This is a genomic window from Allobosea sp. P2_A10 (assembly GCF_056405115.1).
This window is the reverse complement of sequence record NZ_JBFUCS010000006.1, coordinates 250,713-276,263: the sequence shown is the minus strand read 5'-3', so window position 1 is coordinate 276,263 and position 25,551 is coordinate 250,713. Positions and strand designations below refer to the sequence as shown.

The window sequence follows — 25,551 nt, the reverse complement described above, 5'->3', positions numbered from 1 at the left end:
GACCGGGTTGAACCGCGCATCATCTCGCGCGTTCAGCCTGCACCCCCATCAGAGTGCTGCGCATGAACCGCCTGAACGCCCCTGCCCTGCTGATCGCCACGATCCTGTCCACGCCAGCGCTGGCGCAAACGGCCGGGCCGACCTCCGCCGCGCCGCCTGAGAAACCGGCCTCGACGGAGATCGCCTCCTGCAAGGCGACCGCGCTTCACACGATCTCGGCGCGGGATCCCGACATCAAGGACATCTATATCGACGAGGACGGCGCGACGATCGCGACTGCCGAGACCAAGGTCGAGGATACGCCGATCACCCGCATCATCATGGGCGAGGCCTATCTGCGCACCGACAAGTCGGACAAGCCGCGCCGGTTCCTCTGCCTGATCGGCGAGAAGGGCAAGGTGCTGCTGACATTCTTCACGGCGCGGTAGACGGAGCGCGGACCGGTCAGTGCCGGTCGACGACCCTCGTCGCCGGCCGGTCATGGCCATCGGCAAGTTCCTCGTGCCAGCCGCCATCCTTGTCCTGATAGACGATGCCGTCGGTCGTGCCGGCGACGGTCTGGCGCGCGGCGGCCCGCTGGGCCGCCTTCAGCGCCGCGTCATGCGATGGAAACGTCTCCGACAGCGCGCCATTGGCCCTGTAGGCCCAACCGCCATCATGCTCGACGATTTCGTAGCTGACCGTGACCATCGCGTCTCTCCTCGTTGAAGCCAGGGAAACCCGTAGCGTGGCCGCGCGGTTCCCTATTCGCCGCTGCCGCTGTCGGCAGCCCGCAAGCCGTCCAGCGCCGGCATCGAGGTGATATGGTAGCCGGCGTCGACATGGTGGATGTCGCCGGTGACGCCACCGGAGAGATCCGAAAGATAATACAGCGCCGATCCGCCGATCTCGTCCAGCGAAACCGACTTGCGCAGCGGCGAATTGGCCCGCTGCCAGGAATACATCGCGCGCGCATCCGAGATGCCGGCGCCGGCCAGCGTCCGCACCGGCCCGGGCGAGAGCGCGTTGACGCGAATGCCCTTCGGCCCGAAATCGGCGGCGAGATAGCGCATGCTGGCTTCGAGCGCCGCCTTGGCGACGCCCATGACGTTGTAGTTGGGCATGACGCGCGTCGAGCCGCCATAGGTCAGCGTGATCATGCTGCCGCCCTTGGGCATACGCTGCGCGGCGCGTCTGGCTGCTTCGGTGAAGGAGAAGCAGGAGATTACCATGGTGCGCGAGAAATTCTCGCGGCTGGTGTCGGCATAGAGGCCCTTGAGCTCGTTCTTGTCGGAGAAGCCGATGGCGTGGATCAGGAAATCCAGCGTGTTACGCTCGGGCTCGCCGCCCCAGGCCTCGTCGATCGCGGCAAAGGTCGCATCGACGGAGGCGATGTCCTCGACGTCGCAAGGGATGACGAGCTTCGAGCCGATGCTCTCCGCCAGCGGCCTGACGCGCTTGCCGAGCGCGTCACCCTGATAGGTGAACGCCATCTGCGCGCCATGGGCGTGCAGCGTGCGCGCAATGCCCCAGGCGATCGAGTTCTGGTTGGCGACGCCCATGACGAGGCCGCGCTTGTTATGCATCAGGGGGAGCATGAGCAACTCTGGGCCGATTTGAATGGTCTGGATCTCATTAGAGGCGTTGCGGCGGCTTTACAGCACCATTCGTCAAAGATGCTTCTTCACTGCAGCCGCCGTGTCCTTCGACGAAGCGAGCGGCACGATCTCGAAGCGAGCGAGATCGCCCCATTCCAGCACCCATTCCTGAAGCAGCGTGACGTCGTCGCATTCCATGATCTGGAAGCAACGGCCGAAATCGGCCTGGATCCAGCTATCGACGTAACGCAGTCCCTCTGGAGCAAGCCGGCCATGTTCGTGGAAGCGGCGGTAGATGTCCTTCACCCGCGCCTGGTCGAAATGCTCGATCACCATGAAGAGCATGGGGTCAGGCTTCCAGCCGCTTCATCACGATCGTGGCGTTCGTCCCGCCGAAGCCGAACGAGTTGGAGAGCACGCAGCCAAGACCGGCATTGTCGATGCGCTTGCGCACGATCGGCATGTCGGCGAAAGCGGGATCGAGTTCCTCGATATGGGCGCTCTCGCAGATGAAGTCGTTGTTCAGCATCAGCAGCGAGTAGATCGCCTCCTGCACGCCCGTCGCGCCGAGCGAATGGCCGGTCAGCGACTTGGTCGCCGAAATCGGCGGGCTCTTCTCGCCGGAACCGAAGACCTCGCGGATCGCCTCGATCTCCTTGGCGTCGCCGACCGGGGTCGAGGTGCCATGGGGATTAATGTAGTCGATCTTCGCGTTGACGCCCTGCAGCGCCAGCTTCATGCAGCGCACCGCGCCCTCGCCGGAAGGCGCGACCATGTCGTAGCCGTCCGAAGTCGCGCCATAGCCGACGATCTCGCCATAGATGCGCGCGCCCCGCGCCCTGGCGTGCTCGAGTTCCTCCAGCACCACCACGCCCGCGCCGCCGGCGATGACGAAGCCGTCACGGTTGATGTCATAGGCCCTCGAGGCCCTTGCAGGGGTCTCGTTGAAATCCGAAGACATCGCGCCCATGGCGTCGAACAGCATCGACAGCGTCCAGTCGAGTTCCTCGCAGCCGCCGGCGAAGATGATGTCCTGCTTGCCCCACTGGATCGTCTCGTAGGCGTTGCCGATGCAGTGGTTGGAGGTCGCGCAGGCCGACGAGATCGAATAGTTGACGCCCTTGATCTTGAACCAGGTCGCCAGCGTCGCCGAAGCGGTCGACGACATGCCCTTGGGAACGGCGAAGGGGCCGATCTTCTTGGTGGCTCCGCTCTCACGCGCCTTGTCGTAGGAATCGATCAGCGCGCGCGTGGATGGCCCGCCCGAGCCCATGATGATGCCGGTGCGCTCATGGCTGATCTCGCCGGGCTCCAGCCCGGCGTCGAGGATCGCCTGCTCCATTGCGACCTGGTTCCAGGCCGAACCGCCGCCATGGAAGCGCATCGCACGACGATCCAGCACCGTCGCGGGATCGAGAGAGGGCGCGCCGCCGACGCGGCTGCGGAAACCATGCTCGGCGAACTCGGGAATGAAGGAGATGCCGGATTTCGCCTCATGCAGCGAGGACAGCACTTCCTGCGTATTGTTGCCGATGGACGAGACGATGCCCATCCCTGTGACCACAACGCGTCTCATGCTCGCTTCTCCGGCGGTTGCTTGCCGGCGCGGGGCCGGAAGGTCCCGCGCTCGTGCTCTTTCGATGACGCGCAAATGGACCGCGCGGATGGCGAGCGCAAGGCTCGCCCGTGGTTTTGCTCAGGCGCCTTCGGGCTTGAACAGACCGACACGCATGTCGCTGACCGTGTAGATGCGCTTGCCATCGGCCTCCAGCCAGCCATCGGCAATGCCAAGCACGAGCTTGGATTTGAAGACGCGCTTGAACTCGACGCCGTAGACGACCTGCTTGACCGTAGGCAGCACCTGATCGGCAAACTTGACCTCGCCGACGCCGAGCGCCCGGCCGCGCCCGGGCAGGCCGAGCCAGCCGAGGAAGAAGCCGGTGAGCTGCCAGAGCGCGTCGAGGCCAAGGCAGCCCGGCATCACCGGATCGCCCTTGAAATGGCAGTCGAAGAACCAGAGGTCGGGCTTGATGTCGAATTCGGCCCGCACCAGCCCCTTGCCGTTGGGACCGCCGGTCTCGCTGATCTCGACGATGCGGTCGAACATCAGCATGGGCGGCAGCGGCAACTGCGCGTTGCCCGACCCGAACAGCTCTCCACGACCGCAGCTGAGGATTTCCTCGTAGCTGAATGACGATTGCCGTTCCATTCTGTATCCCGCTCCGTCGCGGCCGCAGGAGCGACCGTCATTTGCGCTTATCGCCCGTGCCTAACACGGGGCCGCGCCGGAACGGAAGGGCGTAAGGCGCAAAGCGGGCGCAGCTTGTCCACCAGCGGTCATGCTTGCGAGCCTGCGTCCGAAGCCTTACATCTGGTATGGTTCGACTTTGCAGCGCTTCGTCGCGCGTTATCACCCCGAAGGATAGTCCACAGGCATGAGCGATCTGATTTCCCAGGACCAGGGCTACGGATCGACCGCGCGGCAAGGCTGCCCTTTCCATGACGTGCGCCAGCGCCTGCGCCGCGTGGGACTACGGCCGACGCGGCAACGCGTTTCGCTCGGCTGGCTGCTCTTCGCCAAGGGCGATCGCCATGTCAGCGCCGAGATGCTGTTCGAGGAGGCGATGAAGGCGCGCGTGCCGGTTTCGCTCGCGACGGTCTACAACACGCTGCACCAGTTCACGCAGGCCGGGCTGCTGCGCGAGCTCGCGATCGACGGGGCCAAGACCTATTTCGACACCGACAACAGCGAGCACCACCATTTCGTCGTCGATGGCGAGAATACGGTGATCGACATCCCGGCCTCGGCGATTGACGTTGCCGAACTGCCGGAGCCCCCGGCGGGCTACGAGATCGCCCGCGTCGACGTGGTCGTGCGGCTGCGCAAGATCGCAGGCTGAGCGGGAGCGCCGCCCGGCATCGGGCTTACTCGACCTTTTCGTTGGGATAGACGCCCCAGAGCCGCTCCTGGCGGACAAACCCCTCGACCTTGCCGACCGCGACCCGGCACCAGCTGTTGACGCAGCGCGACACGCTGGCGATCACGTTGGACTGGAGTTGTGCCACCACGGCGGAGGTCTCGTCAGCCGCCGCGCGCATCATGAAGGTCTCGTCCTTGTTCTTCGACCAGGGCGCGACCAGCGCGGTGCGCCGCCCCGAGAGCAAGCTGTGCAGCACCCAGCCCTCGGCGCCGTCGGCATCGCGAACCCGGCGCCAGGTCTCGAACTCGGCCACGATCTCCACCGGCAGCCCGGCGCGCTGGTAGACCCAGCGCGTGCGGTTGTCCTTGGATGGCCCCTCGCGCAGGTTCACGCGATCGGATTTGAGGCTGACATAGCGCGGCACCGGCAGGCCGGTAACGGAGCCCGCCTGCATGTCCTGCGCGGCAAGAGACGAGATCGCGGCCTCCCCGGCCAGCATGGCGACGGCCAGGACAACACCACGCATCGACAAACCCGTCATCCCCTAGCACTCCGTCTCAAGACACGTCCGGCATCCGCCCGGACGACCCGGCCGATCAAACCGGCCGAAGGGTCATGTTGTCATCCGCCGCGCCGGCACTTAGACAACGAGAAAGCTCGCGCGAATACGCCGCCCCTCATTCCTGATACGCTGCGGTTAACGGCGGGTTGAGGCCAAAAGGCGGCGACGGTGCGAGCCAGCGCAGGAGGAGCCGTCATGTCGAAGAAAAAGCCGCTGGTCGTCGTCACGCGCAAGCTCCCAGCCGTCGTCGAAACGCGCATGCGCGAGCTCTTCGACGCACATTTGAACATCGACGACGCCCCGATGAGCCAGGCGGCGCTGGCCGAGGCGATGAAAACGGCCGATGTGCTGGTGCCCACGGTCACCGACAAGATCGACGCCCGCCTGATCGCGCAGGCGGGAGATCAGCTCCGGCTGATCGCGAATTTCGGCAATGGCGTCGACAATATCGACGTCGCCAGCGCCGTGCAGCGCGGCATCACCGTGACGAACACACCGGGCGTGCTGACCGACGATACCGCCGACATGACGATCGCGCTGATTCTCGCCGTGGCTCGCCGCATCGCCGAGGGCGCGCGCGTCATCCCCGACGACGAATGGGCCGGCTGGTCGCCGACCTGGATGCTCGGCCGCCGCATCACCGGCAAGCGGCTCGGCATCGTCGGCATGGGCCGGATCGGCCAGGCGGTGGCAAAGCGCGCCGCCGCATTCGGGCTCTCGATCCATTATCACAACCGCCGCCGTGTCGACGCCCGCACCGAGGAACGGCTCGACGCGACCTATTGGGATTCGCTCGACCAGATGCTGGCGCGGACCGACATCGTCTCTGTCAATTGTCCGCATACGCCGGCGACCTACCACCTGCTCTCGGCGCGCCGGCTCAAGCTGATGAAGCCAGACGCGATCCTGATCAACACGGCGCGCGGCGAGATCGTCGACGAGACGGCGCTGGCGCGGATGCTGGAGGCCGGCGAACTCGCCGGTGCGGGGCTCGACGTCTATGAGAGCGAGCCCGCGGTCAATCCGCGCCTGCTCAAGCTCGCACGCAACCATCGCGTCGTGGTGCTGCCGCATATGGGCTCGGCCACGTATGAGGGCCGCGCCGACATGGGCGAGAAGGTCATCGTCAACATCAAGACCTTCATGGATGGCCACAAGCCGCCCGACCGCGTGCTGCCCAGCATGCTCTGAGCGATATCGTTCGAGGCTTGCGGGCTGGAACGCTCACGCGGCGAGGCGCAGGCCCGCGACCACGCCGGGCCAGTCGGCGAAATCGTCGATGACCTGCAAGGCGCCAGCCTCGACAAGGCGCCGGGCGCTGCGCGGCTTGTCGTGCGAGACGCCGGTGAAGCCGACCACGGCCATCCCCGCCGCCCGCGCCGCCAGCACGCCGGGAACCGAATCCTCGATTACCAGGCAGCGCTCCGGCGCGACGCCCATCTGCCGAGCCGCGAACAGGAAGACATCAGGGTGGGGCTTGCCGCGGGCGACCTGCGAGGCCGAAAAGATATGCGGGTCGAACAGGTCGATCAGACCGGCAATGCCGAGATTGCGCCGCAGCGGGGCAAGGCTCGTCGAGGACGCGACGCAGCGGCTGCGGCCGATCGCGACGACCGCCTCGCGCACGCCGGGCAGCGCCCTGACTTCGTTTTCGAGCCGCAGCGCGACCGCGTCCTCGATCCGCGCCTCGAAATCGGCCGGCAGCGCGCGGCCATGCGCGGCCTCGATGATCCTGACGCCGTCCGACCAGGGAATGCCGACGATCTGCTCGACATAGTGGTCGATCGTCCAGTCGCTCAGCCCGAGAGCGTGACAGGCCGCAAGGCTGACCTCGCCATAGAGCGTCTCTGTGTCGATCAGCGTGCCGTCGCAATCATAGATCACGAGTCCGGGTGTCATCGCCTCTGTTCCCGCGACGCGGTCAGCCGGCGCGGGCGGTGTCGAACTGGCCGGTCTTGCGGAAGCGCCAGAGATAGGACGGCACGACCGCCTCGATCGAGACCGGCGCAATGCCAAGACCGGCAAAATCGCGACCCTCTGCCTTCGCGGCTTCGGAAACGACATTGTCGCTTTCGAGCAGCGTGACCTGGTCCTGCGTCAGCTTGAGTTCGTTGGGCAGCAGACCAAGCGTCAGCATATCGACGAATTCGAGGATGCGCGCCTGCAGGCGGGCGAGCGGGAACGGCAGCGAGGCGAGGATTCGCTTACGGCCGATGACCTCGCAGATATAGGCGACGAGGTCCCGGAAGCTCTTCACCTCCGGGCCGCCCAGTTCGTAGACGCGCCCGCCAGTGAGCCCGCCATCGACGGCCCGCGCCACGACCTCGGCGACATCGCCGACGAAGACCGGCTGGAATTTGGTCTCGCCGCCGCCGACCAGCGGCAGCACCGGCAGCATGCGGGCAAGCGAGGCGAAGCGGTTGAAGAAGCCGTCCTCGGGCCCGAACACGATCGAGGGCCGCAGCACGATCGCACCGGGCACGGCCGAGAGCGTGGCGGCCTCTCCCTCGGCCTTGCTGCGGGCGTAGAGCGAGGCCGAATCGGCAGCCGCGCCGAGCGCCGAGATCTGGATCAGGCGGGAGACGCCCTGCGCGGCGCAGGCCTGCGCGATGGTGCGGGCGCCATTGGCCTGGACGCTGGCGAAATTCTGGCGGCCGGATTCCTGCAGGATGCCGACGAGATTGACCACGGCGTCCGTCCCGCGGATCGCGGCCGCGACCGAATCGGGATAGCGCAGATTGGCCTGGACGCCGTGAATCTGGCCGACCGTGCCGAGCGGCTGCAGGAAACCGGCGAGATCGGGCCTTCGCACCGCGACACGGACGCGATAACCGCGCTTGACCAGAGCCCGCACGACATGGCGGCCGACGAAACCGGAGCCGCCGAAGACCGTTACGAGTTGCGAGGCCGGGGGCTGGTCCGCCATGTGTTGGCTCCGTTCCAAACTGCTGTGCCCGTCCTAAGTCATCGCACGGGCGCTGTGAAGGCGAAACGCGCGCCAGACGAGAGCCGTCTGCAACACCGGTCCGACGCCATATCGTCATCACGGCGATATCGCCGTTGACAGTCTCTCCAGCCCCCCGTAAACGAACCGCCGTTGCCCAGGTGGCGGAATTGGTAGACGCACCAGCTTCAGGTGCTGGCGCTCGCAAGGGCGTGGAGGTTCGAGTCCTCTCCTGGGCACCACTTTTCTTCCTGTTTGATCGCAGGTAGTTAAGTGAAAACAAGGGTTTCCGTGAGATTCACTCTCACACATGAGACCCACATATGGTCCTGAGAATGGCCCGTCCGATCAAGCACCGCGCCAGCGGTATCTACATCTTCAAGGAACGCGTCCCCGCCGACCTTCGACAGAAGGCGAAGGGCACGCGAGTCGCGCTGCCGATCGGCGGCGAGACGACGCACGTTACGGTCGGCAGCGAATTCGTCGAACTGAGCCTGCGTACCCGCGATCCGGCCGAGACGGCCTTCCGTCACTCTCAAGCCGACGCCGCGCTGCGGCGCCACTGGGATACGCTGCGGAATGGCCCGGTTCGCCTGAACCACAAGCAGGCCGTGGCGCTCGCAGGTGACGTCTACCGCTTCGGCGCCCAGATGCTGGACGATCCCGATCTGTCTCGCGACAACGCGTATCGCGACGATGAGGTCGATGCCATCCGCGCGGCTGGACCAGACGATTGCGACGCGGTGATCCTGAATTTCATCGTCAGGATGATCAACCAGCATGGGATCAACGCGATCGGCGTCATCCAGTCGCTGATGCCGGGTCTCGAATTTCCCGAGGACACCCGTTTCAGCCTGCTTCAGGGCTGGTATGGGATGGTGACGGATATGGTCCTGACGGAACGCGGCCTGTCGATCGACGAGGCGAGCCGTCAGATGGTCATGATCGAAGTTCGCAAGGCCGACGTGAAGCTGGGCGAGAGGGCCCGCCGCATGGCCACGGCCAGCGACTACGGTCCGGACGAGAATCTTTTGCGCTTCCCTGAGTTCGTATCACCGGTCGTTGCGTCCGCGCCCGTGACGCAGTCGATGCCTGCACGCGGCGGCGATGTTTTCAGCCCAGCGGCGTTGTTCGACCGCTGGAAGGACGAGATGGGAGAGGACGTCAAGGAATCCACCGCCCGCCGCTATCGGCCGGCCCTGATCTCTTTGTCGGAATTCACCGGCCATGCCGACGTGCGTAGCCTGACCCAAGACCGGATCTGGGAGTGGATCGACCATCGGCTCGAAAGCGGCAAGGTCAGCAAGAGGACGGTCAAGAACAACGACCTGATCGCTCTCAGGTCGATCCTGGAGTTCGCGACGACACGCGAAGGCGGCAAGCTGCTCAAGGCGAACCCGACCACCGGCATGAAGCTGAGGGTGAAAAAGGCTCCCAAGACTCGCGAGCGCCGATTCCGCGACGACGAGATCAAGGCGATCCTCACAGCCGCGAACGGGGTGAAGATCGGGGGCCGTTACCCCAAGTCGTCGGCAGGGCGCCGCTGGTCGCCATGGCTCGCCGCCTATTCGGGCGCTCGCATCCAGGAAGTGATCGGCCTCGATGTCCAAAACGTGAGGACCGAAGGCGGCGCCTGGATGATGGATTTTCTGAAGACCAAGACGGACGAGGCACGCACCGTTCCGATCCACGCCCACCTCGTCGAGATGGGCTTCCTCGACTACGTGAAGGGGGTCGGCAAGGGCGCGCTCTTCATCGACCCTGCCTCGGTGTCGGGCCGCAAGTCCACCTCGACGCGAGCGCCATCGGAAGTCCGCGCCTCCGAGATCGCGGTCTGGGTCAGGGAGCAAGCCAAGCTCGGCGAAGGCGTCGATCCGAATCACGGCTGGCGCCATACGTGGAAGTCGATTGCGCTCAGCGTGGGGATTGAGGAGCGATACCGCGACGCGGTCACCGGTCACGCGCCGCGTACGGTCGGCCGTAAGTATGAGGCCCCTACCCCCTCCGAGCTGGCGGTCGTGATGGGACGGTATCCCCGATACGCGGTTTAATGGGGATATCCAGCCGCTCCTGCCTCATGGTGTCGAGGCGGGTGGTATAGCGTTCGGGGTGCGGCAGGACCACGCGTGACCCCGTCCATGCCGGAGCGCTGAAGGCGTGTCATAACCGCATTCTGTTGCCGATTCTGGGCGAGATTTGATTTGGACGAGACGCAGATCAGCTTCTACGGCATGAGGTTCGAAATTGCCTTCCTTCGCGAAAAGGGGAAGGCATTCGAGGGCGTTTTTGCACGGATCATGGGCCACGCGTTTCCAGGCGACTTCGAGCCCGTGCGGCCTTATGGCTCCAAGGGCGACTTGAAGTGCGACGGCTACCGCGGAAGCGATGGAACGGTCTTCCAGTGCTACGCGCCTGACGCCATGAACCTGGCCCAGCTTCTCGCGAAGATCGATGAGGACTTTCACGGTGCTCTCGCGCACTGGGGTTCCCGCATGCATCGCTGGTGCTTCGTGCACAACGACGGGCGGGGGCTGCCGGCACATGCTACCCAGAAGCTGGTGGACCTTCGCGCAGCGAACCCCAGACTTGCCATCGACGTGATGGGCGATCCGGAGTTGCGCCAGATTGCCATGGGACTGGCGCTGCACCAGCTTCAGGATCTGTTCGGCGATGTTCCCTCTCAGCGCACGATGGAAAAGCTCGACTTCGCTGCGCTGAGCCCCATCTTGGCTGCCATCCAGCGGCGCGAGCCCGAAGCAGAACCACCCTTGACGGCGCCGTCGCCAGAGAAGCTCGAAGCCAACGCCTTGTCGACCGACGCCGCTGGCCTCCTGCGTCAGGGTCGACGGCGCGAGAAGCTGGTCGAGGATTTTTTCGTGGCATGGCCCGACCCGGACTTCGGCGAGGCGATCGCAGAGGCTTTCAGGCAGCACTACGCGAAGCTCAAGGCAGTTGGACTTGGCCCAGACGATATTTTTGGCGAACTACAGCTTTTCGCCGGCGGCATGAGCGGCACCCCATCACGTCAGGCTGCGGTTCTGGCCGTGATGTCCTATTTCTTCGAGCGATGCGACATTTTCGAGGACGCCGTCTCAGGCGCGTCGGCATGATCCTCCCCACCAAGCATCTCCGGCCCGAGAGAGCGCTCCTGACTGTTGGCGGCGAGCTTTTGGGTTGCCTGCGAGAGCCGATGACGGTGTCACGGCTCTGGGACGAGCTGCGCCGTCGTCGCGGCGACGCCGGCGAGCCGGCGTCGATCAACTACGACTGGTTCATCTTGGCTCTGGATCTGCTATTCCTCGTCGGCGCGATCGATCTGGAGCGTGGACTGATACGGAAGGCCGCGACATGATCCACAGTGTCAGCAGCGACCTCCCCAGCTTCAAGTCCCTCACCTTCGGCCCAGGCCTCAACATCGTCCTGGCAGACAAGAGCGCAGGTGCGACGGATCGCCAGTCACGCAACGGCGCCGGCAAGACAAGCCTGCTCGAGCTGATCCACTTCGTGTTCGGCGCCAACGCCGACCCCGACAGCATTTTTCGATCGCCAGAGCTGATGCCCTGGACCTTCGAGGCTCGCGTCGACATCGGCGGCAACGTCGTCAACGTCGGTCGATCCGGCAAGAAGCCCTCGCGCATCATGCTCCAGGGGGACACCGCGCCCTGGGCTATTCAGCCGTCGCTGGATGTGAAGTCCGGCGACTTGATATTCGCCAACGAGAGGTGGCGCGCGCTCCTCGGCGCGGTCTTTTTCGGGCTGCCCATCGATGCGGAAGAAGAAGAGCGCCATCGCTTTGCTCCGTCATTCCGGTCGCTGTTTTCCTATTTCGCCCGGCGGCAGAACAGCGGGGGTCTGCTGGCGCCGACTCAGCAGTCGAGCAAGCAGCAGCCCTGGGACCAGCAGGTCGCCGTCTCATACCTGCTAGGCCTTGATTCCCGCATCGCCCAGGAATTCCAAGAGGTGCGGACGCAGGAGAAGGCGATGACCGAACTCCGCAAGGCCGCCAAGGAAGGCGGGCTTGGGCGCTATTTCGGAACGGCCGCCGATATCCGCACCCGCCTGACGATCGCCGAGGCCAGGGCGAAGCGCCTTCGCGAACAGATCGCCGTCTTCAACGTCGTTCCGGAATATGCGGAGATGGAACGCGAGGCGTCCATCATCACGCGACAGATATCCGGCCTGAACGATGAGAACACGATCGATCGAGAACTGCTCCTCCAGCTCCAGAACGCGCTTGCCAACGAGCATGCGCCGGCGATCGCGAACCTGGACCGCCTCTATAAGGAGGCCGGGGTGGTGTTGCCTGGCTCCGTGGGTCGCCGGTTCGAAGAAGTCGCCGAATTCCATGACGCCGTGGTCCAGAACCGCCGATCCCATCTTTCCTCCGAGCTTCAGTCGGCCGAGGATCGTATTGCTCGGCGCGGCCTCGAACGCGCTCGGCTAGACGAACGCCGCCGCCAACTCATGGGCATCCTGCAGTCCGGTGGCGCGCTCGACCACTATGCCCAGTTGCAAGAGGAGACGGGGCGAGCCGAGGCCGACGCCGAGGGCTTGCGGCAGCGGCTCGTCACGGCGGAGCGGATCGAAAGCACCAAGGCCGAACTCGATATCGATCGAGCGCGCCTGTTGAAGGCTCTGCAGACTGACCTGCATGAACGCGAGGGCGTCGTCACCGAAGCGATTCTGGTTTTCGAAGAACTTTCGAACGCGCTGTATGCGAAGGCCGGGAGCCTGACGATCAGCGCCACGTCGAATGGACCGACCGTCGATGTGCGCATCGATGCCCAGCGCAGCAAGGGCATCACCAACATGCAGATTTTCTGCTTCGATTTGATGCTTGCCGATCTGGCTACGCGCCGTGGCCTCGGCCCTGGGTTCCTGATCCACGACAGCCACCTCTTCGATGGCGTCGATGAGCGGCAGGTCGCCAAGGCGCTTCAGCTCGGGGCTGATCACGCTGCGGCGGTCGGATTCCAGTACATCGTGACCATGAATTCCGACGCCCTTCCTCGCGATGGCTTTCGCCCAGACTTCGACGTCGACGCCTTTGTGTGCTCAACCAAGCTGACCGATGCCACCGAGACGGGCGGCTTGTTCGGACTGCGGTTCAACTAGTCCCAGATGTGACAAGTCGCGATCAAGGCCCGGAGCCGAGAAGGGCTTGGCCCCCTACTCGGACGGAGTTAGAGCCGCCTGGGGAGCACAACCAGCAAGCGAGTGCCCGCGGCTCGGCGTCTGCTTGGGGTTCGGGAAGGTATGCATGGCATGAGCGTGGATCTGAGCGGCGACAAAGCACTGGAGGACGCGGCCGGTGACCGTTTGGGCTTCGCCGCGACTGCGGCCGCGATCGCGTCGGCACTTCTCCGACAGTCCGTCATAGACGGCTTGGTTGTCGGCATCGAAGGCCGTTGGGGCTCCGGAAAGTCGAGTTTGGTGAACATGATGGTGGACGCACTGCGTACCGCCGGGAGCGCGTCGGCGCCTGAGATCATCGAGTTCAAGCCTTGGCTCATCGGAGACCGAGATGGCCTGTTGCTCGCGCTCTTCACTGAACTCGCGATGGCTGTCGACGCCATCGAGGAAAGTGGAGGTGATGCGGTCGGCCGAAGACGGCGTGAGCTGGGCGAAGCAGGGAAGAAAGTCGTAGATTTTGCTGCACAGCTGGGCGGCCTAGGCGTGCTGGCGAAGGTCGCTGGCGCCGTTGTCCCCGGTGCGGGGCTGGCAGGGGATGCCATCGACGCGGTTGTGAAGGCGGCCAAGGGCTGGGACGGCCAGCGTTCGCTCGCAGCCGAGAAGGCTGAGTTGCGCAAGCGCCTCGGCCTGCTACCGCGCCGCATTGTAATCACGATCGATGACGTCGATCGTCTGGAACCGGGCGAAGTTGTCGAGATATTGAGGTTGGTCCGATCAGTCGCCGACTTCCCGAACGTAATCTATGTGCTCTGCTACGATCCCGGAATTGTTGCCCACTCGATCCAAGCGGCGGCGCAGGTGGAGAATGGCCGCGCCTACATTGAGAAGATCGTCCAGATCGCGGTCTCCGTACCGAGGCCGGAGGCATTCGACCTACGTCGATGGTTCGGCGAGGGAATAGATGGACTTCCTCACGGCTCAGACGAGGCTGGAGCTTGGCGGTCGCAGTTGAGCACCGTGATCGATATCGAGGGAGGTCGCTACCTTTCTTCGCCCCGTCATGTCGTCCGGTGTCTGGACGGAATCCGTTTCTTCTGGGGTGCCTTGCAGGATCAGGTCGACCTCGGCGACCTTGTCTGGCTGCATCTCGTCAAGGTCGGCAACGCGAAGCTCTACGATTGGATCGAGCACTATCTTCCCGAGGCCGCAGCCCAGACATCTGGTGTTGCGATGATAGGCGAGGAGGAGAAGCGGGCTTCGCGAAGAAGGCTTGACGAGGCCCTACAAGCCGAAGGCGCCGAGTTCGAGCATGCCCGCTACAGGCTGTCCGAATTTCTTCCGGGCATCGACGAAGGGATGAACTACGGCAAGGAAGACGAGCCCGGCGTTCACGCCGACATCCCGAAGGAGGAGGTGGCGAGAGCAGCCCGGTTCAGCAGACTGGCGAGCCCGGATCACTACCGCCTTTACTTCGCTATGCAACAGCCTCGCAATTCACCGCAGCGGTCTGACTTCGAGGCACTGTTTGCGGCGCTGGACGCCTCGGTGGCCGACACATCCGCCCTGTTGGCCAGGTGGAACGGCGAACGCCTTTCGACCGGCGCGACCAAGGCGGAGGCGATGCTGAGCCGTATTGTTGACAGCGACGCGGAAGCGTTCCGCCGGGAGCGAGCCGAGACACTTCTGTGCGCGATGGGGGACCGGTTGGATGAAATGGCGACTGTGCGGGAGGAGGGTCTCGGCGATCCGCAGTCCTGGGTTGAGGGGCGACGTGCCCTGAGGTGGCTCCTGCCGAAGTTGGACGACGGCCGCGGCGAGACGTTGCGGCGCCTGTTCCGGGGGCGCGCGCTCGATTGGTTGACGACGATCCTGCGGAGCGAGACGTTCGCGCATGGTCGGGTGGATGAGCGACCGAACGGTGAAAAGCTTCTCCAGGTGGAAGAGCTAGATTGCGTTTCGGCGATCATGATCGAGCGATATCGGAATCTTAGCATTGCCGAGTGGAAGGCGTTGCGTCGGCCCCTCAGCGCGCTGTTCGCCTGGTATCAAGCTGGCGATCCAGACGGGCCGAAAGGGATGGTTGCCTCTGAGGCGAAGACTGACGCGGGCTTGCTTGGTGTCCTGGAACTCATGGGTGGCCGCGTAAGCTCCTCGTCACGAGGCGAGTATATTGCGTTGAAGGAACCGACGCTGCGCTACTTCATGGATTACGCCGCCGCGCGGTCAAGGACGGAGAAATTGGGTCGTGAAGCCAGCGACCCAGCTTTGCGTGCTCGAGCCATCCCCTTGGTACAGCAGTTCAAGGATGCCGACGGATTTTAAGGGTCCGCGATCTGGCAGCGCGTTGTTTGACGCCCTCTTACGGCCCAGCGAGCACGTGGCCGATGATCAGGGTCTCGATGATCCGGACCAGCCGCTGGGACTGCTTGGCCGGCTTGAACAGGAAGATCTCGCGGGCGCGGGACATGCGGTCGACACCTCCCATATCGTAGGCGCTGTAGCGCTCGAAGCGCGAGGGAGAGAGCCCGAACCTGGCGCAGTGCGCACGCCCTGCCCACGACGTCACCCAACGCCCGAGTTCCGCGTTCGAGAGGGCCTGGCGCAGCAGCCGCTCGAAGGTTTCGAAGTCGAGGTCGGCCGGCAGAATGACCTCGATGCCGCGTGGGAGAATCCGGATAGGGCTACCAGGCGACGGCGTCACGGTCCCCACCATCGAGAGACCCCACCGGCTGAAGTACGGGTCCTCCATGGTGTCGGTGCCGATCTTGTAGGTCGATCCGTATCGGTCGGTGGCGAGGGCGTCGAGACGACGCTGGAGGCCAGGCGACTCGTCCTGCGTGGTCGAGATCTTCCACGCACCGATGTGAAGCAGCTGCGCGACGGAGCTCAGGAGGCCGCGGCACCCGGCGATGTAGACGGTCGTACGCTCGCCGGCGACGAACCGGCTGGTGAAGTCGGGCTGGGCGAAGCGCGGGTCAGGCGCCAGATCGAGCTTGGGCCCGCCGATCTCAGGCCACGGGGTCGGTACCCACAGGCGAACCGCGGCGGGAGAATGGACATCCTTCAGCCGTCGCGGCGCGACGGTGCTGCGAGGCGTCTTAGAGGCGGTCGGCGACAGGGTCGGGAGCTTCTTGGTCATCGGTATTGGTTTCTGATCTGGTGTTTGGGCAGGGTTTCAGAGGGGTTTCTTCGTATTCCCTCGATCTCCGGTTTTCTTCGGCAGCGGCGCGGCCGTGCTTGGGCCCTGGTCTCTCCCTCGCGCCTACATCGACCCAGGCCCTTTTCCGGCCGTGAGGAATCCGATCCGAGCGGGCTTAGACGCGCCGGCGGCAACGGCCTCGGCGGCGTCGATATCGGCGAGCTCCATCCGGCCCCGCCCCGCGGCGGCGGCGAAGCCAAAAGCCAGCCTGACGAGCTTCTTGATTCCGCGCGGATTGGTCGTGGCGAGGCGACGCAGCACGACGTCCTCGGGGACCGCGACGCCGCCGCGCAGGGAGTCGACGACGTCGACGACGATGTTGCGCGCGATCGCGACGAGGGCATCGCCGGTAGGCGGTGCGATATGGAAGGCCAGCACCCGGTCCATGATGAAACCCGGAATCTGACTGGCGTCGTTCGCCGTCAGGATAAACAGAGCGCGCGAGACGTCGAACGGGACCTGAAGATATTCATCCTTTAGGGCACAGGCGTTTTCAGCTTCGAGCGCCGATAGGAGGACGGCGTACGGCTGTTCGGTCGCGTGCGTCATGAACTTGTCGACTTCGTCGAAAAGTACGGCTGGCTGTGCGCTGACAGACCCGATCATGGCTTCTGTCAGGATTCCGGCACGCGCCCCGCGCCAGGTTGGCGGATGGCCGACCAACAGCGCCTGGGCATCGGACGACGTCGCGCAGGAGAATGCGTGGATGTCGACGCCGAGGGCCGTTGAGATTGCTTTCGATGCATGGGTCTTGCCGATGCCTGGCTCGCCAAGCAGCAGCACCGGGGGAACCGAGACGGGTGCGCCCGTCATCGCCGACAAGGCGACGGCGCGCTCATAGAGCGCGATGACCTCGCCGAACGCCGGGCACTTGGCGTGGACATGCGCCAGCGCCGCACGAAGGCGTGGCGTTCCGAACAACAAGGCACGCTGGGGACCCCGCAGGTCATTAAGGATGGCCAAGAGCCTATCGACCCGCGGCCCCTCGTCGGGGCCGAGGGTGGGGCGCGGACCATAGTACTCCTCAAGGTGAGGCTCGAAGCCCCAGGCGAGCGTGATCTGGCGCTCGACCTCGTCGCGATCGTAGACGGCGATCGTGCCATCCGGCGGGGTGATGGGTGCCTCGGCCGCCTTGTCGACATCAGCAGTCTCGGACGCGAAGCGATCGGTCCTGCGCTTCCTTGTCAGCCTGGGATTTTTATTTGCGGTGTCGGTATCAGGCATGTGCCAGTCTCGCTATTTCGATGTTTCGGGGGCGGCCATCGCGGCCTGCCAACCGCGCCCATCGAACGCGAAAGGGGGCGAACCCCGTGGTTCGCCCCCTTCATGCCGCCCTAACGCGGAGCGTTTCGATGTTAGTCCTGGCCGGGGAACCGCTCGGTCACATGTTCCGGTTCGATCTTGAACCGGTCGCTCTGCGCGGCCGTCGCATTACCGAGGTCGAATGCCAGGGCGGCTGTGGCGCGCAGTTCGGCGGGATCGGCGGCTCGATCGCGAAGGATTTTCCGGCAGATCGCCTTCGCATGAAGATCGCGCTCGGTACGCGCCGGCCATTGGCCCACGCGAGCGATCTCAGCGTAGGCGAGCGTCATCGCCGACTTGGCGGCCCGGTCGCGAAGATCGTCGGCTCCGTCCTTCCGGGTCCGGGCATCCGCCAGTGTCATGAGGTCCATGGCCTTCTCCGCGAGGGATGCGAGGTCGGGCGCGCTTGAGAAGAATGTCTCGAGCGAGGGAGCCTCTTCCAGCCGGTAGCAGCCGGCATCGGCGAGGTCGTCGGCGGAGGTACCCGTTGCAGGGGGCCGGATCAGACCCATTCGGCGGGAGGTCTCCTGGAGCCAGGCCGGCATCTCGCTGATCGGCGCCGCATTGGTCTTCTGCTTCGCCTTGATGCCGAAGGCGGTCCGAAGAACGGCAGCGCGGGTGGTATCGCCCTGCCGCCTTGCCGCCGTGATGAGGCTGTCGCCGATGAGGTTCTTGGCCCAGCGGTCATCGTCGGAGCTCGGATCGAGCAGCGCCACCGCGAGGTAGGCACCCTGCCGGAGCAGGTTGAGTGCATTGAAGGTGTCGATCCGCTCTTCGGTCCGTGGTGCATCCTTGGACGCCAGCTTGACGAAGCGGCCGAGCTCTTCTTGGTGGAAGCCGGCACGCGCGATCAGGGCGGTCGAGGCCGGCTGCACGTGGTGCAGACCGGCGAAGCGCTCGACGTCGATCGACGCTTTAGGAAGCCGATCCGCGATTGCGAGATCTTCGGTGATCGGCCGGATCGTCGACGAGAGGACGAGGGTGTCGAGGCCGGCAGGCTTGCGCGGTGCGGTCGTGGCGATGGTCTTTTTGGTCATGGTCTTTACTCTTTCCGAGGGGTTTCTGCCGAGCGGCAGCACGATTTCCTCTCCCTCCTTCGCCGTTTCGGCGCCTTTCACCGTGTTCGCCCGCGATTTGGCTCGGGGCCCTTACGCTACCTATCGAAGCCGACGCAGCCACGGGAAGCACTGCCCCTGAGGGCGATGCGCGTCGCTTCAACGATCCCGTTTTCCTTGATCAGCTGGGCATCGCGTTGAGCGAAGCCGACTTGGCGTCGAGCCAAGCCACGATCTCACCGATGTGCCGCAAGCGCTCCGCGTCGGCGGGATCGCAAGCCGCGGCCAGCTCCGCGAGGCGGCGCCGCGCGGCCGGTATCGTCGTCCAAGGCCGGTCGATGTCGGTGAGGAGGCGATCGACGAGCCACGCTTTCATGCCCGCACGGTCAGCCGGCGCCATCGTCGCCGGAGCCGCCTCGAAGACGATGCGCCTCGAAAACGCCTGGAGCCGTGGATCGTCGATCACGGCTTGGGCGAAGCGATCGCGCTGCTCCCAGCCGATCTCATGCCACCGGCGGGAGTGCGCCTGATCAGGCTTCGTGACGAAGCGGTCGAAGATCTGCTCCTCGGGCTCCGGGCCGATGGGGCGATCGCTGAATTGCCGGCCGAGCACGGCGGCGAGCCGTGCGACGAACCCGTGATCGTCGCGAATGCGACGGGCCCGGGCCCGGTATCCTTCGACTAGCAGCGGATCGACGATGACAGCCCCGCCATGCTCGAACGGAAAGAGCATGGGCTGAGCGTTCGCGGCGATCGTGAAGATTGGGCGTGGCCCACGGATCGCGAGGAGATCTGCGAGCTCGACCTCGCTCTTGTCGAGGTAGTCATCCGGATCGACTGCGAGGTCGGCCAGTGCATAGGCGTTGCCGTTGACAGGGCTGACGACGATCGGCGCCATGGGGAGCGTCCTCGCGGCCCCGAAGTGCTGAGTCAGGGCCAGCAGGTCGGCGTGACGAAGGGTGTCGAGGACATGTCGGCGTTCCGCGTTTGCCATCATCATCCCGAATGTGGTCGGCGCCGCCTCTCGCAGATGCTGCATTAGCGCGAGCGTGGCGCGCGCGTCGGCGAGCGCGTCATGGGCCTCGTCGTCGGGCATGACGATGCCGTTGGCGCGGCAGAGCGGACCTAGTCGAAACGTCGGCTTGCCGGCCTCGTTGAGCGGCACGGTCAACGCCCATGGCTCCTGAGCCGCGATGGCTTGCGCCATCACCATGACGTCGGCTCGCGCGCAGCCTGGTGCCTGGGTCGCGAACACGGGGTGGAGCGTTTGGTAGAAGCCCTGTCGCAGGATCGTTTCGTCGAACCTGATGTTATTGAACCCGACCCAGCATGCCGGTTTGTTTTTGGCCACGACGCCGGCGATGGCCTGCATTAGTTCAAGGTAGGACAGCGGCGCGCCGTCGAGCATCGCTGGCGTCACCCTGGTCGTCAGGAGCGCGTCCGGTGCGGGGACGACGTGCTGAGGCGGGCGTCCGCGCAGCACGATTTCGTCTTGAACGACGAGGTCGTCCGAGCAGACCAGGAAGGCGGCTTGCAGCGGCACGTCGTAGTGGCGCGACAGGCCGGTAGTCTCGAGGTCGTAGATTACGATCGTCATCGGCGCCGCCTCAGTGCCTGAGGGAGGACGGCGCGGCGCGCGCGACCATGGCGATGTCGATGCCGAGGCGTTCGGCGTCGCGGATCAGCGACGCCTGCATCATGCGCAGGACGTAGGATCGCCGCACCTCGTCTGCGTCCCTTTCGATCGCTTCCGCGATCTCGGCCTTCAAGGCCACGAAGGCGGCGTCATGCGCCGGCACCTCCGCGATCAGGAGGGCGTAGCGCCGCGCGGCTACCCTGGCACCCTCCCCGAGTTGGCTGCCAGTCAGGGCGCCATGGGCATCGAAGATTCTGCCGGGTTCGGCCTCCAGCCGGGCGGCATGGGCCGTGTGCACTTCCCAACGCAGGAAGTGGTCGGCGGTATCGGTCTGGGCGCGGTAGAGCGCGCGATAGTGCGCGAGTTCGCGGTCGCCGATGTCGTCGGCGACGTGTTGGTTATTTTTGGTCATAGGCTTGCCAAGGTGGGAGCATCAGGCCCGCGCGCCCGGCTTTCCGACCAAGCGCTTTTTCACGGGGGTCCCTAACGAGGGTTCCATGGCTTCGCTTTCAGACGATGTCCTTGCCTTTGCTTTTGAGGACGGTCTCAACGGCACTCGGACGTTGAGCTTTTGGTGATTGGGACGTTGTTCGGCGTTTTGTGAACCGCTCGATGATTCCATCGACCAGCTGCTTGAGTTCAGGTGAGCGCTGAATCAGAGGATCAGCAGCGATATCTCGCAGCTTCCGCGGCCGCAGCGGGTTTTCTTTTCCCGGCCCGAGGTTTTGTGCGGTTTGTAGGAAAAGATCATAGCGCTCGTTGGCGCGCCGATCGAACTCCGCGACGTCGTCGCCCACATACCCGGCTAGCAGCTGCTTCAAGGCGTCGGAGCGCCTTCCGTGAAGAATCGACAGTACGGCCAGTTCGTCGACGATCCGGACGTGCGACGACGGCGGGGTGGCGCGATCCACCCTCGGCGCGATGTCCTCGGACTGGCGCGCGGGCGACGCGGGTTTCTCTGCCAACGGACGGCTGAAGGCGGGGCTTTCGATGGTAGCCAGCGCAGCGTCGCCACTCCGGGTGATGACAGGATGTAGTATCCTGGGCTTGAGCTTGATGTCCGGCAGAGCCGGCCAGTCGGCCTCGTGCTTGCGCAGAAGCTCGATCCAGTCTCGACCCTGCGCGTCCAGCAAGAGCTTTGTTTCCCGTGCGATCTGAATGGTCATCGCCATCAGCTCGCGTAGTGCGTGCAACGCGTCGATTCTGATCAAGCGCTCGATCAGCCCGAGCTTGTGGCGATGGTCACGACGCAACCGGATTTCGCGCTTTTGATATCGAGTTAAGAGCGCCATCCGTGCCTCTCGTTGGATTGAGAGAAGGCGTGTCACCCCGTCCTGCCAACGAGAGCCCAATCGCTCAGTAGCCTCGGCTACGATTGGATCGAATTTACTGACGCGCGGATCGACACTGCGCAGTGCCGTGAGCGTGCTCTTATCGATATTGGTTCGACCCTGAACGATGCGCTTGTCGTCGGCGGCGATCGCCTGCTGGAACAATTCAGTGCGCAGACCATCATCGGAACGCGAGAGCCCAGAATGCAGCAACGCGAGACGGCGATCCGCCAGGATCCTCGCCGTCGGCACCTCCAGCACTCGACGTCGACGAGCATGCGCGGCTGGAAGTACGACTTGAGTCCTATCGCGCCACGCGCGGCGCTTCGATGTCCATAACGTCGCCCACTGCTCGTCATGTTTTTCGACAAGTGCCTTCGCGTCTGCGGTGAAGCGATCGGCCAGTTCAGGCAGGCGTCGCAAGGCCAAGAGCGCGTTTCGTGAAGCCAGCCTCTCGACTAATGCAAGCGAGAGAAGGTGCTTGTCCGACAGCATGCGTGTTTCATGCCGCTGCCTATCGGCGGTATTGCCGGCATCGTCGTCAGGTAGGCGGTCATTGTCGAAGATATTCCACGACACGTCAGAACGCTGGAACCCGGCAGTAAGCGCCTCGTTGTGCCGGATTGACGCTGATCGAGGTTCAGTCTTCCGAGCGCGTCCGTCGCCCGCCGATTGCATGAGCGAAGCCGCGTCGCGAATTCGCTCTATGGCATCGCGTCCGAGTGCCAGGATTTGATGTCGCAGCGCAGTGACCTTCAGTTTGGCCAACTGCATCACCGTCGACGGCGGTGAGAGCCTTTCTTGACGTCCAAGTCTCACTGCCGACGGCTTTAAGACGACAGGAGATTCAGGCGATCGGGGAGCGGAATTCATTGCACGCTGCTGAGTGCGTGCGGCCAGCCGTCGCTTGCGATCGGTGCGCCACGCAGGTTCTGCTCCAGTCCGACGAGATTGACGCTTTTCGAACTCGATCGATCGGCGATTGACATAAGGCACGGGTTGGATGTCCAACCCTTGCCGGGCGAAGCTGCGGTGATCTGGCGTCACGCCGATTTCAGCTCCGAGGCGACGTGCCCATTCGGCTCGCATTTCGTCCATGGCAGAAGATATCGCCTTGACCGATCCGTCGTCGCGCCGTTGCGTGATGGCGGTCCCGGTCTCGCGATCTTTATGCTGCATGGCGATGCCGTTGAGCGCGCGTACCTTTCCGCCGTAGCTCCCGGCTGCCATCGAACGCGTGCTCACTAGGAAATGTGCGTGGTCGCGCAAGGTGGCTGCGTTATGGCAGCCGTACTCGACGATCACGCCATGCGTCTGCGTCAACCATCGCGCGAACCCCTCGACGATGCGCCGCGCCTGCGCATCGTCCATGCCGAACGGCAGGGTCGCATCGATGTGCGTGCCGAGACGAGGTAGATGGCCGCCATTGCGGCGATAGCTGCCGTCGGATTTGCGTTCGAACGCGTCGAGCTCGACCCAGGCTTCCTCTCGGTCGAGATCGACGCCGTCAGGCAGGCTCAGCCCTGCGAAAGCGATTTCGTTCGCAGCATGGGGGCTGTCGATCGGACGCCCCAGGAACGACGACTTTCCACAGACATAGGCTGAGACGGCGCCGATGGCGTGGACACCCTCGACGATGGAGGCGCGGACCCACTTCGCAGCGAAGTGGACCGTGCGCTCGAACATGCTGCCCTTTGGCACCGCCATCTGCCGTCTCCGTTTCTAAGGCCCCGCCAGGACCGCTCATCCTCATGCCGCTCTGCGGCGGAGGATGAATAAGCGGGCCGGGGAAGCTGCGCTCCCCCTGGACCCCCTCCATCGATCTTAATGCTAGCAGTATATGCACACGCCTATTGACTCCCATTATCGCTGACGACTATATCCGTCAATGTCCCGGAAAGGAGGGGATGCAACATGAGCAATGTGATGAAGTTGGCCAACGCGATCGTTCGCGAGAACGGCATCGACACGGCGAAGCGGTCGGCAGCCTTCGATGAGCTGCGCAAGCTGGCGGAGAAGATGAACGCGGTGCCCGCCTGCATCGCGGTCATTTCCAACGTCTGCGAGCGTGCCGGGATGAGCAGGCGTGAGATCGCTCCGTTGGTGCGGGCGTACGCACACACCTCGTATCCGGCCGAAGGCAACAACTCGATCAGCGAGATGATCGTCGAGCAGCGGGCTGAGAACACTGCGAAGCGCAAGGCGATCGCCAAGGCGGCTGCGGCGAAGCTCGCAACGAAGAAGGCAACGCAGTCGTCGACGTCGACGCCTGCGCCAAGGATTGGCGACGGAAACGGGGCAGCTGCGAACGGCCAGGCAGCGCCACCCACCGGGAACACGCCGCAGCACGGCAACAACTAAAAACTGGCGGGTGGGCTTCATCGCTCGCCCGCCCCTTCGAACCAATGGAGCAGGCCGATGGATGACAATGAAGATGACGAAAAGGGTGCCGAGAAGGCGACCAAGAAGGCCGCCGCAGAGCGAGCCCTGATCCACGAACATGCGTTCCAGTTCGTGCTCGCGAGTTTTCATAATGGAACGCCGCGCGTGAAGGCGTGGACGGCCCTGCGGCTAGCCGCCACCATCGCTGCGATCGCGAACTCTCCCGCGATCGACGCATTCAAGAGCGAGGCCGCGAAGCAGCCTGACAAGGCGCTCGAAGTCGTCACGCAGGCTGTGCGTCGCGATGAGGAACTGCGTCAGAAGGACCAGATCACCGTCACCACGCAGGAGACCGCCGTCATCGACCGCTCCCTTATCGCGACCGCGAATACGGCCGGAGACGGGGTGGACGACTGAACCACCAGTCACACGTAAGTCGGCTGCACCTTGACCACAGCGACATGCGCGAACTCTGCATGAAAGAGGGTCAAGAGCTCTTTGAAATCGTGTGGAAGTGCTTCCTGCGGCAGGACGAAGATCGGCTCGATCTTGACCTGCCGCAGGGCCAGCGCACGACCTAGGTCTAGCTCTCGGCGCGAGCGGTATAATGCCGGCGCTTGATCTGGAAGAATGATCATCACCGCCCAGCGCTTTACACCGGTTCGCTCCTGGAGCAGATGATCGATGCCGGTGAGATGCTTAAGTGGTTTTGGGCGCTCAGCCTCGTCGACTTCGACACCGATCAGTTTGCGGGCGTGACGCAGAGCGACTGCACGAAATGAATCCAGATCGAGGCCTGCATCCTCGGTGCCATTTCGTGGCCGCGACGCTTCACCTGAGTACTCAGCCAGCAAGGCGCGGAAGCTGAGCCTACGCGACACATAGCGCTCCGCCGCGTCGATCGCGGCGGCCGGGTCGCGCCGATACCAACGATCCACCAACTCGGCGGTTTTAAATGTGACACCCCGAAGTGCCTGCGCGAGCTCGGGATGCGATGGCGAGAGTTCCATGGTGAAAGCGAGTGCGCGCATCATTCGGCGAATGTGGTTCGCTGTCGGACCATACTCGTCGACTACGCTTTGTAATGCGTACTTCTTTTCGCCATGTGGTGCATAATTCACCCGCTGCAGGGCTTCACCTGCGATGGTGACCCATTTGGGGTGATCGAGTTCGTCATCAGACATTTTGGTGGGTTCATTTCGTGTGCGACTTTTCATTTCATCGCGATTTTTTCGTTCAACGTCAATTTGGCTTCATTCAGTCCTGCTCTGACATGATCGCGCGCATGCTTCTGCGATGGTGCGTCGGGTTGCTAGGGCGGCGAGACGAACCGCCGCTAAGTGCACGGATGCTGATTGAATCAGGCTTCCGCCGCATGCTCCTCGCGCGCGGCGTGCCAGACTTCTCGCGCAGCATCCGCGTTCACTGCGGCGATCCCCAAGCCGACGATCACGTCAGGCCAAGCTGACCTTCACAGATAGAACGCGATAGCCGATAGCCGATCGCCTT

The 25,551-nt window shown here is 64.2% G+C and carries 25 protein-coding genes, 1 tRNA gene and 1 pseudogene; 11 read left to right on the top strand and 16 right to left on the bottom strand.

Annotation, left to right across the window (positions count from 1 at the left end; genetic code table 11):
• Window positions 1–62: 62 nt before the first annotated feature.
• Window positions 63–428 (top strand): hypothetical protein, encoded by a 366-nt coding sequence (locus AC1DZY_RS11680; protein ID WP_476820280.1) that lies wholly within the window; start codon window positions 63–65, stop codon window positions 426–428.
• A gap of 16 nt (window positions 429–444) precedes the next feature.
• On the opposite strand, the gene AC1DZY_RS11675 is transcribed toward AC1DZY_RS11680, so the two are convergent.
• The 5 genes from AC1DZY_RS11675 to fabA form a co-directional block, all read right to left on the bottom strand.
• Window positions 445–690: a DUF2188 domain-containing protein gene (locus AC1DZY_RS11675; RefSeq protein WP_476820279.1), complete on the bottom strand. Its 246-nt coding sequence runs from the start codon at window positions 688–690 to the stop codon at window positions 445–447.
• Between the two features lie 53 nt (window positions 691–743).
• Entirely contained in the window at window positions 744–1,577 is an 834-nt protein-coding gene (gene fabI / locus AC1DZY_RS11670; RefSeq protein ID WP_476820278.1) for an enoyl-ACP reductase FabI, read from the bottom strand.
• Window positions 1,578–1,649: 72 nt separating this feature from the next.
• The gene (locus AC1DZY_RS11665) at window positions 1,650–1,922 is read right to left on the bottom strand and encodes a DUF3303 domain-containing protein (RefSeq protein ID WP_476820277.1); all 273 of its coding nucleotides are present in this window, start codon (window positions 1,920–1,922) and stop codon (window positions 1,650–1,652) included.
• A 4-nt stretch (window positions 1,923–1,926) separates the two neighbouring features.
• Window positions 1,927–3,153 carry a beta-ketoacyl-ACP synthase I gene (gene fabB, locus AC1DZY_RS11660; RefSeq protein WP_476820276.1) on the bottom strand — a complete coding sequence of 409 codons (1,227 nt, stop codon included), beginning with the start codon at window positions 3,151–3,153 and terminating at the stop codon, window positions 1,927–1,929.
• A 120-nt stretch (window positions 3,154–3,273) separates the two neighbouring features.
• Entirely contained in the window at window positions 3,274–3,786 is a 513-nt protein-coding gene (gene fabA / locus AC1DZY_RS11655) for a 3-hydroxyacyl-[acyl-carrier-protein] dehydratase FabA (RefSeq protein WP_476820275.1), read from the bottom strand.
• A gap of 226 nt (window positions 3,787–4,012) precedes the next feature.
• On the opposite strand from fabA, the gene irrA reads away from it, so the two are divergent.
• Window positions 4,013–4,477 (top strand): iron response transcriptional regulator IrrA, encoded by a 465-nt coding sequence (irrA, locus tag AC1DZY_RS11650; RefSeq protein WP_476820274.1) that lies wholly within the window; start codon window positions 4,013–4,015, stop codon window positions 4,475–4,477.
• Between the two features lie 25 nt (window positions 4,478–4,502).
• Here the strand turns inward: irrA and AC1DZY_RS11645 are convergent, their stop codons facing one another.
• Window positions 4,503–5,024 carry an SH3 domain-containing protein gene (locus tag AC1DZY_RS11645; protein ID WP_476820273.1) on the bottom strand — a complete coding sequence of 174 codons (522 nt, stop codon included), beginning with the start codon at window positions 5,022–5,024 and terminating at the stop codon, window positions 4,503–4,505.
• A gap of 231 nt (window positions 5,025–5,255) precedes the next feature.
• On the opposite strand from AC1DZY_RS11645, the gene AC1DZY_RS11640 reads away from it, so the two are divergent.
• Window positions 5,256–6,251 (top strand): 2-hydroxyacid dehydrogenase, encoded by a 996-nt coding sequence (locus tag AC1DZY_RS11640; protein ID WP_476820272.1) that lies wholly within the window; start codon window positions 5,256–5,258, stop codon window positions 6,249–6,251.
• Window positions 6,252–6,284: 33 nt separating this feature from the next.
• On the opposite strand, the gene AC1DZY_RS11635 is transcribed toward AC1DZY_RS11640, so the two are convergent.
• Window positions 6,285–6,959 (bottom strand): HAD family hydrolase, encoded by a 675-nt coding sequence (locus AC1DZY_RS11635; RefSeq protein ID WP_476820271.1) that lies wholly within the window; start codon window positions 6,957–6,959, stop codon window positions 6,285–6,287.
• Between the two features lie 22 nt (window positions 6,960–6,981).
• Window positions 6,982–7,986: a complex I NDUFA9 subunit family protein gene (locus AC1DZY_RS11630; protein WP_476820270.1), complete on the bottom strand. Its 1,005-nt coding sequence runs from the start codon at window positions 7,984–7,986 to the stop codon at window positions 6,982–6,984.
• 173 nt (window positions 7,987–8,159) lie between these two features.
• Between AC1DZY_RS11630 and AC1DZY_RS11625 the strand changes: the two genes are divergently transcribed.
• The 6 genes from AC1DZY_RS11625 (at window position 8,160) to AC1DZY_RS11600 (ending at window position 15,459) form a co-directional block, all read left to right on the top strand.
• Window positions 8,160–8,246, top strand: a tRNA-Leu gene (locus tag AC1DZY_RS11625).
• A gap of 81 nt (window positions 8,247–8,327) precedes the next feature.
• Window positions 8,328–10,055: a DUF6538 domain-containing protein gene (locus AC1DZY_RS11620; protein ID WP_476820269.1), complete on the top strand. Its 1,728-nt coding sequence runs from the start codon at window positions 8,328–8,330 to the stop codon at window positions 10,053–10,055.
• Between the two features lie 150 nt (window positions 10,056–10,205).
• Window positions 10,206–11,114 (top strand): ABC-three component system protein, encoded by a 909-nt coding sequence (locus AC1DZY_RS11615; protein ID WP_476820268.1) that lies wholly within the window; start codon window positions 10,206–10,208, stop codon window positions 11,112–11,114.
• Window positions 11,111–11,356 (top strand): ABC-three component system middle component 6, encoded by a 246-nt coding sequence (locus tag AC1DZY_RS11610; RefSeq protein ID WP_069053949.1) that lies wholly within the window; start codon window positions 11,111–11,113, stop codon window positions 11,354–11,356. Before AC1DZY_RS11615 ends, AC1DZY_RS11610 begins: the two co-directional genes overlap by 4 nt.
• The gene (locus AC1DZY_RS11605) at window positions 11,353–13,119 is read left to right on the top strand and encodes an ABC-three component system protein (protein WP_476820267.1); all 1,767 of its coding nucleotides are present in this window, start codon (window positions 11,353–11,355) and stop codon (window positions 13,117–13,119) included. The genes AC1DZY_RS11610 and AC1DZY_RS11605 overlap by 4 nt, the downstream gene beginning before the upstream one ends.
• A 150-nt stretch (window positions 13,120–13,269) precedes the next feature.
• The gene (locus AC1DZY_RS11600; protein WP_476820266.1) at window positions 13,270–15,459 is read left to right on the top strand and encodes a KAP family P-loop NTPase fold protein; all 2,190 of its coding nucleotides are present in this window, start codon (window positions 13,270–13,272) and stop codon (window positions 15,457–15,459) included.
• A 37-nt stretch (window positions 15,460–15,496) separates the two neighbouring features.
• Here AC1DZY_RS11600 and AC1DZY_RS11595 read toward each other — a convergent pair whose 3' ends face one another.
• From AC1DZY_RS11595 to AC1DZY_RS11570, 6 genes are all read right to left on the bottom strand, one after another.
• Window positions 15,497–16,276, bottom strand: coding sequence for a hypothetical protein (locus AC1DZY_RS11595; protein ID WP_476820265.1), 780 nt, complete (start codon window positions 16,274–16,276; stop codon window positions 15,497–15,499).
• Window positions 16,277–16,399: 123 nt separating this feature from the next.
• Window positions 16,400–17,560, bottom strand: coding sequence for an AAA family ATPase (locus AC1DZY_RS11590; RefSeq protein WP_476820264.1), 1,161 nt, complete (start codon window positions 17,558–17,560; stop codon window positions 16,400–16,402).
• 131 nt (window positions 17,561–17,691) lie between these two features.
• Window positions 17,692–18,756 carry a hypothetical protein gene (locus AC1DZY_RS11585; RefSeq protein WP_476820263.1) on the bottom strand — a complete coding sequence of 355 codons (1,065 nt, stop codon included), beginning with the start codon at window positions 18,754–18,756 and terminating at the stop codon, window positions 17,692–17,694.
• A gap of 118 nt (window positions 18,757–18,874) precedes the next feature.
• Window positions 18,875–20,290: an exonuclease domain-containing protein gene (locus AC1DZY_RS11580; RefSeq protein WP_476820262.1), complete on the bottom strand. Its 1,416-nt coding sequence runs from the start codon at window positions 20,288–20,290 to the stop codon at window positions 18,875–18,877.
• Window positions 20,291–20,300: 10 nt separating this feature from the next.
• Complete coding sequence (locus AC1DZY_RS11575; protein ID WP_476820261.1) at window positions 20,301–20,741, bottom strand: hypothetical protein; 441 nt, start codon at window positions 20,739–20,741, stop codon at window positions 20,301–20,303.
• A gap of 97 nt (window positions 20,742–20,838) precedes the next feature.
• A complete protein-coding gene (locus AC1DZY_RS11570; protein ID WP_476820260.1) occupies window positions 20,839–23,367 on the bottom strand; it encodes a MobA/MobL family protein in 2,529 nt (842 codons plus the stop codon).
• Window positions 23,368–23,574: 207 nt separating this feature from the next.
• On the opposite strand from AC1DZY_RS11570, the gene AC1DZY_RS11565 reads away from it, so the two are divergent.
• A complete protein-coding gene (locus AC1DZY_RS11565; RefSeq protein ID WP_476820259.1) occupies window positions 23,575–24,021 on the top strand; it encodes a hypothetical protein in 447 nt (148 codons plus the stop codon).
• A 57-nt stretch (window positions 24,022–24,078) separates the two neighbouring features.
• Window positions 24,079–24,459 (top strand): hypothetical protein, encoded by a 381-nt coding sequence (locus AC1DZY_RS11560; RefSeq protein WP_476820258.1) that lies wholly within the window; start codon window positions 24,079–24,081, stop codon window positions 24,457–24,459.
• A gap of 8 nt (window positions 24,460–24,467) precedes the next feature.
• Here AC1DZY_RS11560 and AC1DZY_RS11555 read toward each other — a convergent pair whose 3' ends face one another.
• Window positions 24,468–25,226: a hypothetical protein gene (locus AC1DZY_RS11555; protein ID WP_476820257.1), complete on the bottom strand. Its 759-nt coding sequence runs from the start codon at window positions 25,224–25,226 to the stop codon at window positions 24,468–24,470.
• Between the two features lie 176 nt (window positions 25,227–25,402).
• Window positions 25,403–25,513, bottom strand: a pseudogene (locus AC1DZY_RS11550) (cation transporter); the annotation flags it as partial.
• Window positions 25,514–25,551: the final 38 nt, after the last annotated feature.

Excerpts from the sequence above, each read along its gene's own strand:
- AC1DZY_RS11680 (WP_476820280.1), top strand. The coding sequence starts at position 63 with ATGAACCGCCTGAACGCCCCTGCCCTGCTGATCGCCACGATCCTGTCC.
- AC1DZY_RS11675 (WP_476820279.1), bottom strand. The coding sequence starts at position 690 with ATGGTCACGGTCAGCTACGAAATCGTCGAGCATGATGGCGGTTGGGCC.
- fabI (WP_476820278.1), bottom strand. The coding sequence starts at position 1,577 with ATGCTCCCCCTGATGCATAACAAGCGCGGCCTCGTCATGGGCGTCGCC.
- AC1DZY_RS11665 (WP_476820277.1), bottom strand. The coding sequence starts at position 1,922 with ATGCTCTTCATGGTGATCGAGCATTTCGACCAGGCGCGGGTGAAGGAC.
- fabB (WP_476820276.1), bottom strand. The coding sequence starts at position 3,153 with ATGAGACGCGTTGTGGTCACAGGGATGGGCATCGTCTCGTCCATCGGC.
- fabA (WP_476820275.1), bottom strand. The coding sequence starts at position 3,786 with ATGGAACGGCAATCGTCATTCAGCTACGAGGAAATCCTCAGCTGCGGT.
- irrA (WP_476820274.1), top strand. The coding sequence starts at position 4,013 with ATGAGCGATCTGATTTCCCAGGACCAGGGCTACGGATCGACCGCGCGG.
- AC1DZY_RS11645 (WP_476820273.1), bottom strand. The coding sequence starts at position 5,024 with ATGCGTGGTGTTGTCCTGGCCGTCGCCATGCTGGCCGGGGAGGCCGCG.
- AC1DZY_RS11640 (WP_476820272.1), top strand. The coding sequence starts at position 5,256 with ATGTCGAAGAAAAAGCCGCTGGTCGTCGTCACGCGCAAGCTCCCAGCC.
- AC1DZY_RS11635 (WP_476820271.1), bottom strand. The coding sequence starts at position 6,959 with ATGACACCCGGACTCGTGATCTATGATTGCGACGGCACGCTGATCGAC.
- AC1DZY_RS11630 (WP_476820270.1), bottom strand. The coding sequence starts at position 7,986 with ATGGCGGACCAGCCCCCGGCCTCGCAACTCGTAACGGTCTTCGGCGGC.
- AC1DZY_RS11620 (WP_476820269.1), top strand. The coding sequence starts at position 8,328 with ATGGTCCTGAGAATGGCCCGTCCGATCAAGCACCGCGCCAGCGGTATC.
- AC1DZY_RS11610 (WP_069053949.1), top strand. The coding sequence starts at position 11,111 with ATGATCCTCCCCACCAAGCATCTCCGGCCCGAGAGAGCGCTCCTGACT.
- AC1DZY_RS11605 (WP_476820267.1), top strand. The coding sequence starts at position 11,353 with ATGATCCACAGTGTCAGCAGCGACCTCCCCAGCTTCAAGTCCCTCACC.
- AC1DZY_RS11600 (WP_476820266.1), top strand. The coding sequence starts at position 13,270 with ATGAGCGTGGATCTGAGCGGCGACAAAGCACTGGAGGACGCGGCCGGT.
- AC1DZY_RS11595 (WP_476820265.1), bottom strand. The coding sequence starts at position 16,276 with ATGACCAAGAAGCTCCCGACCCTGTCGCCGACCGCCTCTAAGACGCCT.
- AC1DZY_RS11590 (WP_476820264.1), bottom strand. The coding sequence starts at position 17,560 with ATGCCTGATACCGACACCGCAAATAAAAATCCCAGGCTGACAAGGAAG.
- AC1DZY_RS11580 (WP_476820262.1), bottom strand. The coding sequence starts at position 20,290 with ATGACGATCGTAATCTACGACCTCGAGACTACCGGCCTGTCGCGCCAC.
- AC1DZY_RS11575 (WP_476820261.1), bottom strand. The coding sequence starts at position 20,741 with ATGACCAAAAATAACCAACACGTCGCCGACGACATCGGCGACCGCGAA.
- AC1DZY_RS11570 (WP_476820260.1), bottom strand. The coding sequence starts at position 23,367 with ATGGCGGTGCCAAAGGGCAGCATGTTCGAGCGCACGGTCCACTTCGCT.
- AC1DZY_RS11565 (WP_476820259.1), top strand. The coding sequence starts at position 23,575 with ATGAGCAATGTGATGAAGTTGGCCAACGCGATCGTTCGCGAGAACGGC.
- AC1DZY_RS11560 (WP_476820258.1), top strand. The coding sequence starts at position 24,079 with ATGGATGACAATGAAGATGACGAAAAGGGTGCCGAGAAGGCGACCAAG.
- AC1DZY_RS11555 (WP_476820257.1), bottom strand. The coding sequence starts at position 25,226 with ATGTCTGATGACGAACTCGATCACCCCAAATGGGTCACCATCGCAGGT.